Genomic DNA, 6,747 nt, shown 5'->3' on the forward strand with positions numbered 1-6,747 from the left:
GGTGGGACCTCCTCACCTGACCCGCGCGGCGGCACAGACACAAGACCGACATCCCGGACGTTCGTCCTTGATCAGTGAGCGAGGTCAGCATGGACCGGTTCCGTACACCACACCACCCCGCGCGCCGCCCCCAGAAGATCCTGGTGATCGGCGCGGGTATCGCCGGTCTCTCCGCGGCCTTCCGGCTTCAGCGCGCCGGATACGACGTGACGGTTCTCGAACGCAGTGCGCACGTCGGCGGCCGAATGTGGACCGAGGAGATCAACGGCTACCGCGTCGACACCGGCGCCGCGATGCTCCCCGACAGCTACCACCAGATGCGGCGACTGATCCGTGACGCCGGACTCGCTCACGAGGTCGGGCCGTCCGGCGACGTCTACGGCTTCCTGCGCGACGGAGAAGTACACCGCTTCGGCAAGCGACTCCCGCGCGACCTGCTCACCACGAGACTGCTGTCGGCACGCAGCAAGACGCGGCTGCTCCGGCTCGCCGCCGACACCCGGCGCATGGGCGACCGCATCACCTTCCGGGATCTGACGCGCGCGCCCGAGGCGGACGAGTCCTGCGTCGCCTACGCCGACCGAAGGCTGAACCAGGAGCTCTTCGACTACCTGATCGAACCGCTCAGCACGAACTACTACTTCGCGCCGCCCGAAGAGCTCTCCATGACCCACGTGTACCTCGCGGCCAGGTCGGCTCTCGGCATCGGCTATTTCAACTCCCCCCGGGGAATGGCCTTCCTCCCGCGCGGGCTCGCCAGACAGCTCGACGTCCGGCACCACACCACGGTGTCCGCCGTCGAGGAGAGCGAGGACGCCGTGACCGTCGGCTTCACCGACCACGACGGCGTCGAACAACAGGAGACGGCGGCGGCCTGCGTCATCGCCGTTCCAGGACCGCTGGTCGCCGGTATCTGGCCCGGTTTGCCCGCTCCGATGCGTGCCTTCCTGTCCAGGCTGCGCTATTCGACGTGCCTCCACGTGTCGTTCGGCCTGTCGGCCCGCCCCCGGGAATCGTCCATGTGGATCTTCGTTCCCCGGCGGGAGTACCCTGGCGGCTTCGGTGTCTGCCTCGACCACAACCGCGCCCCGGGCAGAGCGCCCGACGGCAAGGGCCTGATCACCGTGTACTGGCCGACGTACACCAGTGAGGCGCTGTACGACCTCCCGGACGAGGACGTCACCGCGCGGGCACTCCACGACCTCGAACAGCTGGACCTGTTCCCCGGCCTCACCCGGCGGATCGAGATGACCAGCGTCTCCCGCTGCCGACCCTGCGTTCCGGCCACCCACCCCGGCAGCATCGCGGAACTCAGCGCCGGCGTGCGGAGTCTCGACCGGGCCTCCCGCGTCGCGCTGGCAGGCGACTACTTCTCCTTCGGCAGCACCAACGCCGCCCTCACCTCCGGAGAGATCGCCGCCTCACGCCTCGCCGTCACCCTGGACTCCCGGCGGCCGACCCTCTGACAAGGCGCCGACGCCTCTGGGTTGCGTCCGGACTCGCCATCGGCCCGGACGCGTCCTGAGCCGCGTCGCCCGACTCTCAGGACGGATGCTCGCCGAGGGCGGCGCGGAGCCAGTCGAGCGAACCGGTCTCCAGCACGGCGTCCGCCAGCGCGGTCGCGGACTTCGTGGTCAGCCGTCTGCGGCTGTTGTCGATCCACCGCTGCGCGTTCTCGTGGCCCTGGGCCTTGTACTCCACGCCCTAGAGCATGCACTCCAACTTGTCGGCGTCGCGGGCACAGATCGCCTCTGGAGACTCCTTCGCCTCGTATTCGCCCACGAGGCCGCGGACCATCGCGGCCAGATCCCCGGGCATGCCCTCGACACGGTCTGCGGTGACGTCGCGCGGCTCGGCAGACGGCGCGTACTTCTTGCCGAGGTGGTTCACGTCTCCGGTGCGCGTCTCCTGAGAGTCGTGCCAGACCGCGAGGAACGCCGCGCGTGCCGGGTCGGCACCTTCGAGCTTCGCGATGATCGAGGCGAGCAACGCTGTACGCCAGGAGTGCTCGGCCACCGACTCGGGATCGCGCACGCCAGCCATCTACCAACCCGTGCGCCTGGTCTGCTTCAGCGTCCCCGCCTCGCACAGAAAGCGTGCCACCGCTGTCAGATCCTCTGCCACCGTCGGACTCCTCTCACCTCTCAGCGAGGTGCATTCCCACGGGCCGGCCACGTCCACTCCTCTTCCAGGATCGAGTGGACGACGGAGTCGCGCCACGCGCCCCGCACGTGGACGTGGTCGCGGATGCGCCCTTCTTCCGTCATCCCGGCCTTCTCCAACACGCGGGCGGACGCCTCGTTGACGGGGGAACGAGCCGCCCAGACACGGTGAAGGCCAACTCGTCGAAGCCGAGTCGCAGAAGCGCCCGGACCGTCTCCAGGCCGTATCCCCGCCCCCACACAGCAGGGTCGAGAGCAAAGCCGATCGTCGCCGCGCGCTGCGGTTCGGTGGCCAGCCGTCCGACGCCGATCATTCGCTTGTCTTCCGTGCGGCAGATAGCGAGGACGTACCCGTTTCGGGGTTGCTCGGTCGCGGAGACCATCGCCCTGGCCACGATGTGGGCCACCTGTTCCCCGTACGCGGCTCGAACGACAGGTGCTCCGTCGCTCGCGGACCACCGTAGATGCCGTGCACGGCGTCCACGTCGTCGATGGTGAGTTCCCGCATCGCTACTCGACTGTTGGCGCACGTGACGGGGTACATGTCGGGACAGTACCCGGCTGATCCGCGCCGGATGACTCGCAGACGAACTCAGCTATTCCCTCCGCCGCTTCCAGCCAGTAGTGCAGCAAGGTCGACGCGCTCCGCTCGCACACGGATACGCTGCTGACATGATCCGTGCCATCGCCCTGGACATCGGAGAGACCCTGACCCGCGACGACCGCCACTACGGCTCGTGGGCCGACTGGCTCGGCGTGGACCGCCACACCTTCTCCGCTCTGGTCGGCGCGCTGGTGTCCCAAGGGCGGGACAACACGGATGCGTTACGCCTGCTACGACCAGGGATCGACGTTGAGGCCGAGTACGCCGCCCGGGAGGCCGCCGGGCACGGGGAACGACTGGCGGAAGCCGACCTGTACGACGATGTCCGACCAGCACTCGCGGAACTCCAGAAGCTCGGGATACCCGTCGTGGCCGCCGGTAACCAGACACCGATCGCCGGACGGGAGTTGCGAGCGTTGAAGCTCCCGCTGGACGCCGTTGCCACCTCCGGCGAATGGGGCGTCGCGAAGCCGGCGGCGGAGTTCTTCACACGCGTCGTCGGACTGGCGGGCGTAAGCGACCCGCAGCACGTCCTGTACGTCGGAGACCACCCGCAGAGGGACGTCTTTCCCGCCAATGCGGCAGGGCTGAAGACCGCACACCTTCGACGCGGCCCGTACGGCCACCTGTGGGCCGACGCCCCCGAGGTCCGGGCAGCCGCTGATCACAGCGTCAACTCACTGCACGACCTCGTCTCCATCGTGGCCGACAGCTAGTGCCGCATCAGGCAAGGTTCGCCCTGTTGTCGATCAGCGGTACCAGCGTGCTGAGTAGCGCGGCTACTCGGCGTCCAGTTGGTGGTCGGACCAGACGTAGGCCTCGGGCAGCAGGTCGGCGATGTGGACCGTTCGGGTGCGGGTGCCTTCGCCGACGATGACCTTGAGGGACGGGAAGTAGTCGAGGAGGACCTGGCGACACCGGCCGCATGGGGGAACAACCCCTCGGTCGCGGTCGCCCACCGCGACGATCGTGTTCAGCGCGTAGGCGCCCTGGGCGGCTGCCGTGCCGATGAGGACCAGCTCAGCGCAGGGGCCTCCCGTGAAGTGGTAGGCGTTGACGGCGGTGACGATCCGGCCGTCCTGGGCGCGGGCCGCGGCTGCCATGGTGTGGCTGTCGCCCCGGCAGCGAGTGCGAGCGACGTGCGCCGCGGTCTGGATGAGCTCGTGGTCGACGGGGTGGGTCTGCGTGGTCATCATCTCTGCCTTCATCAGGTGTCAGGCGACGTTGACCCGAGTGACGAGGGTGCGCAAGCGGATATCGGCCGTGCGCTTGTTTCGCGAGATGTAGCGACGGATCATGCTGCCCTGCTCCTTGTGACTGACGCGGTAGGTGCCGTCCCGCGTGAAGTAGCGCAGAGCGGTGTCCTGGGCCTCGATCCGGTTCGGCGGCGGCATGGGTGATGAGAGGGAACGAGTCCGGACGGCCTCAGTTCTGCGGGGACTGGGCCCGCTTGGCGGAGGCCTCCAGTCGGTTCCAGTGGTCCTGGTACCAGGCCTCGTCGCCGCCGTCCATGTTGCTCATGCCCTCCCGCAGGCCGACCTCGCCGTCGATCAGCTCGCGGACGATGTCGGCGTGGCCGGCGTGCCGGTTCGTCTCGGCCGTCGTGTGCAGCATGATCCGCTGGAGTGTCACGTGCCCGTTGTCGCCCCACCACTCGACGTGGCCCATGGCGTCGAGCGGCAGCGCCTCGATCGTCGCGTCCGCGTGTGCCCAGGCGCGGTGGTAGAGGCTGAGCACGTCCTCGCGTGACTCGTCGGCGGGCGCCCACATGTCCGCGTTCGGCTCGGCTCCCTCCTCGTGCCAGGGGAGGGATTCGCCGTGTGGGCGGCCGAAGGTCGGGCCGAAGTACCCGAACTCGACGCTGGCGAGGTGCTTGACGAGGCCGAGGAGGTTGGTACCGGTCGGCGTCAGGGGACGGCGGATGTCGTACTCGGACAGTCCTTCCAGCTTCCAGACGACGGCTTCGCGGGCCGACTTGAGGTAGCGGTGCAGATCGTCTTTGGGGTCGTTGGGCTTCATGTCGGTGAGTCTTGCATCACCCACTGACAACGATCGCCCCAGACGCCACGAGCCCCGCTGAACAGTGTCGGCGGGGCTCGTGGGGGTGCCGGCTGCTTGCCGGCGGGGGTGGGCGCAACAGGGATCGAACCTGTGACATCTTCCTTGTAAGGGAAGCGCTCTACCGCTGAGCTATGCGCCCGTGGGAAACGGCGACCACAGCGTACCGCACCGGGCCTGTCCCGCTGTGACGACGGGATGGGAGAATGACCTTGGACTTCGGTTGCGGTGACGGGAGAGGGGTTGTGGGGCAGCGATGAGCGGGGGCGGCACGCGGCGCTGGGGCTTCGGGAGCGGACGGGCGGAGAGTCTGCGGGCCGACGCCCAGGCGGCCAAGGACGCCGCCGCGGCGGCTTTCTACGAGCTGGACACGGCCCAGCGGGAGCTGAGGATCTCCATCGAGACGATCACGGCCGTGGACAACTCGCCGCCGGCCCGCCGGGCCGCCGCCGACTTCTCCGCGTTCGGGGAGCGGATCGACGGCAACAGCCAGGACTACATCAGCGTCGTGGACGCGCATGACCTGGACCGGGAGGGCATCGACGCGGGGGCGGCGTCCCGGGCGCTGCAGGACCTGAACCGGGTCAAGGGGCAGCTGGAGCAGACGCGGGCCGACCTGCGGCGTTTCGCGGAGAGCATCGCGGGGCTGCTGGAGCAGGCGGAGGGGCAGCTCGCGCAGGTGGCGCCGGCCGTGGAGCGGGGGCGGCAGGCCCTGCTGGCCGCGACGCGGGGGCTGGACGAGGTGCGGGCGGCGGGGCTGAAGGCGGACGGCCTGGCCGAGCGGCTGGCGAAGCTGGGGCCGGAGCTGACGCTGCTCAACCAGGGCGCCGGGCAGCACGGGGTGCGGCCGACGATCCAGCGGGCCGAGCGGGTGCAGCGGGAGGCGGAGGCCATCGCGGAGGAGGCGCGGCGGCTACCGGAGCGGGCCGCGGAGCTGGACCGCCGGCTGGCTTCGCTGCGGACCCGGGCGCAGGCGCTGGCGAACCGCGCGCAGAAGGTGGATCCGGTGCTGAGTGAGCTGCGGCGGCGGTTCAGCGCGGCCTGCTGGCAGGACCTGCAGCGGGTGCCGCAGCAGGCCATGGAGGCGTCCCGGCAGGCCGAGATGAAGCTGGCCGACGCGCAGCGGGCGCGGAACGAGCAGCGCTGGGCGGACGCGACGGCGCTGCTGACGTCGGCGCGGGCGGTGTTGAGTACGGCGGACGACGGGGTGGGCGCGGCCGACGAGCGGTTGCGGCGGCTGAACGAGGTGTCGTTCAGCCAGGAGAAGGAGACCGAGCGGGTCCGGTTCGCGATCCGGGACGCCCAGCGGCTGGCGATGGCCGGTCGCAGCACGCCCGATCCCCGGCACGCGGGGCCGCTGGACAGTTCGGTGGTCCGGTTGGAGCGGGCGCTGGAGATGCTGGAGGCCGGGGGGCGGCATCCGGACTACTGGCGGTTCCTGGTGGAGCTGGACGCGATCAAGGAGACGGTGGCGTCGGTGGTCCAGGACATCCGCGCCTCGCGGGGGCAGCCCGGCTGAGGGTGCCGGCCGGGCCGGCGGAAAAGCACGCACCGCCCGCCTCGGAGCCGGGCTCCGCCCGGTGGGGAGGGTGGAGTGGCCGGCCCGGCGCGGCCCGCGCGGGCGGGTGCTCGCCAGGGCCGGTGCGGAGTTGTCCACAGGCTCGGTGGCGACGGACGGAGCCCGGTTATCCTGCGGCTATGCCCAGATACGAGTTTCGCTGTCGGGAGTGCGGGGACGTCTTCGAGGTGAGTCGGCCGATGGCCGAGTCCGCCGCGCCGGCGAGCTGCCCCGACGGCCATCAGGACACGGTGAAGTTGCTCTCCACGGTCGCGGTGGGCGGTGTCGCGGTGGGCGGCGCGGCGCCGGCTCCCGCAGCCGCCGGGGGCGGCGGTGGCGGTTGCTGCGGCGGGGGGTGCTGCGGC

General features: G+C 70.3%; 7 protein-coding genes, 1 tRNA gene and 2 pseudogenes. 4 read left to right on the forward strand and 6 right to left on the reverse strand.

The genetic code is table 11. The features are described from left to right. The first annotated feature begins 74 nt into the window (after window positions 1–74). Window positions 75–1,466 carry a protoporphyrinogen/coproporphyrinogen oxidase gene (locus GL263_RS18515; RefSeq protein ID WP_182856839.1) on the forward strand — a complete coding sequence of 464 codons (1,392 nt, stop codon included), beginning with the start codon at window positions 75–77 and terminating at the stop codon, window positions 1,464–1,466. A gap of 76 nt (window positions 1,467–1,542) precedes the next feature. On the opposite strand, the pseudogene GL263_RS18520 reads toward GL263_RS18515, so the two are convergent. Next, window positions 1,543–2,124, reverse strand: a pseudogene (locus tag GL263_RS18520) (HD domain-containing protein). A 139-nt stretch (window positions 2,125–2,263) separates the two neighbouring features. Further along, window positions 2,264–2,545 (reverse strand): GNAT family N-acetyltransferase, encoded by a 282-nt coding sequence (locus GL263_RS29080; protein WP_323379465.1) that lies wholly within the window; start codon window positions 2,543–2,545, stop codon window positions 2,264–2,266. A 289-nt stretch (window positions 2,546–2,834) separates the two neighbouring features. Here GL263_RS29080 and GL263_RS18530 point away from each other — a divergent pair, with 289 nt between their 5' ends. Continuing rightward, window positions 2,835–3,482, forward strand: a complete 648-nt coding sequence (locus tag GL263_RS18530) for an HAD family hydrolase (RefSeq protein ID WP_182856840.1) — start codon at window positions 2,835–2,837, stop codon at window positions 3,480–3,482. A 63-nt stretch (window positions 3,483–3,545) separates the two neighbouring features. Here GL263_RS18530 and GL263_RS18535 read toward each other — a convergent pair whose 3' ends face one another. The 4 genes and pseudogenes from GL263_RS18535 to GL263_RS18550 form a co-directional block, all read right to left on the reverse strand. Then, the gene (locus GL263_RS18535; RefSeq protein ID WP_182856844.1) at window positions 3,546–3,959 is read right to left on the reverse strand and encodes a cytidine deaminase family protein; all 414 of its coding nucleotides are present in this window, start codon (window positions 3,957–3,959) and stop codon (window positions 3,546–3,548) included. Window positions 3,960–3,980: 21 nt separating this feature from the next. Beyond that, a pseudogene (locus GL263_RS18540) lies at window positions 3,981–4,148 on the reverse strand (transposase); the annotation flags it as partial. A 43-nt stretch (window positions 4,149–4,191) separates the two neighbouring features. Next, window positions 4,192–4,785, reverse strand: coding sequence for a DinB family protein (locus tag GL263_RS18545; protein WP_182856841.1), 594 nt, complete (start codon window positions 4,783–4,785; stop codon window positions 4,192–4,194). Between the two features lie 109 nt (window positions 4,786–4,894). Then, window positions 4,895–4,966 (reverse strand) — tRNA-Val (locus GL263_RS18550). A 114-nt stretch (window positions 4,967–5,080) separates the two neighbouring features. Here GL263_RS18550 and GL263_RS18555 point away from each other — a divergent pair. Together GL263_RS18555 and GL263_RS18560 are read left to right on the forward strand one after the other, a co-directional pair. Then, the gene (locus GL263_RS18555; RefSeq protein WP_182856842.1) at window positions 5,081–6,343 is read left to right on the forward strand and encodes a coiled-coil domain-containing protein; all 1,263 of its coding nucleotides are present in this window, start codon (window positions 5,081–5,083) and stop codon (window positions 6,341–6,343) included. Between the two features lie 179 nt (window positions 6,344–6,522). Beyond that, window positions 6,523–6,747 (forward strand): FmdB family zinc ribbon protein (locus GL263_RS18560; RefSeq protein WP_182856843.1); only part of this gene is annotated, 225 nt, incomplete at its 3' end.

This window comes from Streptomyces durbertensis, assembly GCF_014156695.1.
In the GTDB taxonomy this organism is placed as follows: Bacteria; Actinomycetota; Actinomycetes; order Streptomycetales; family Streptomycetaceae; genus Streptomyces; species Streptomyces durbertensis.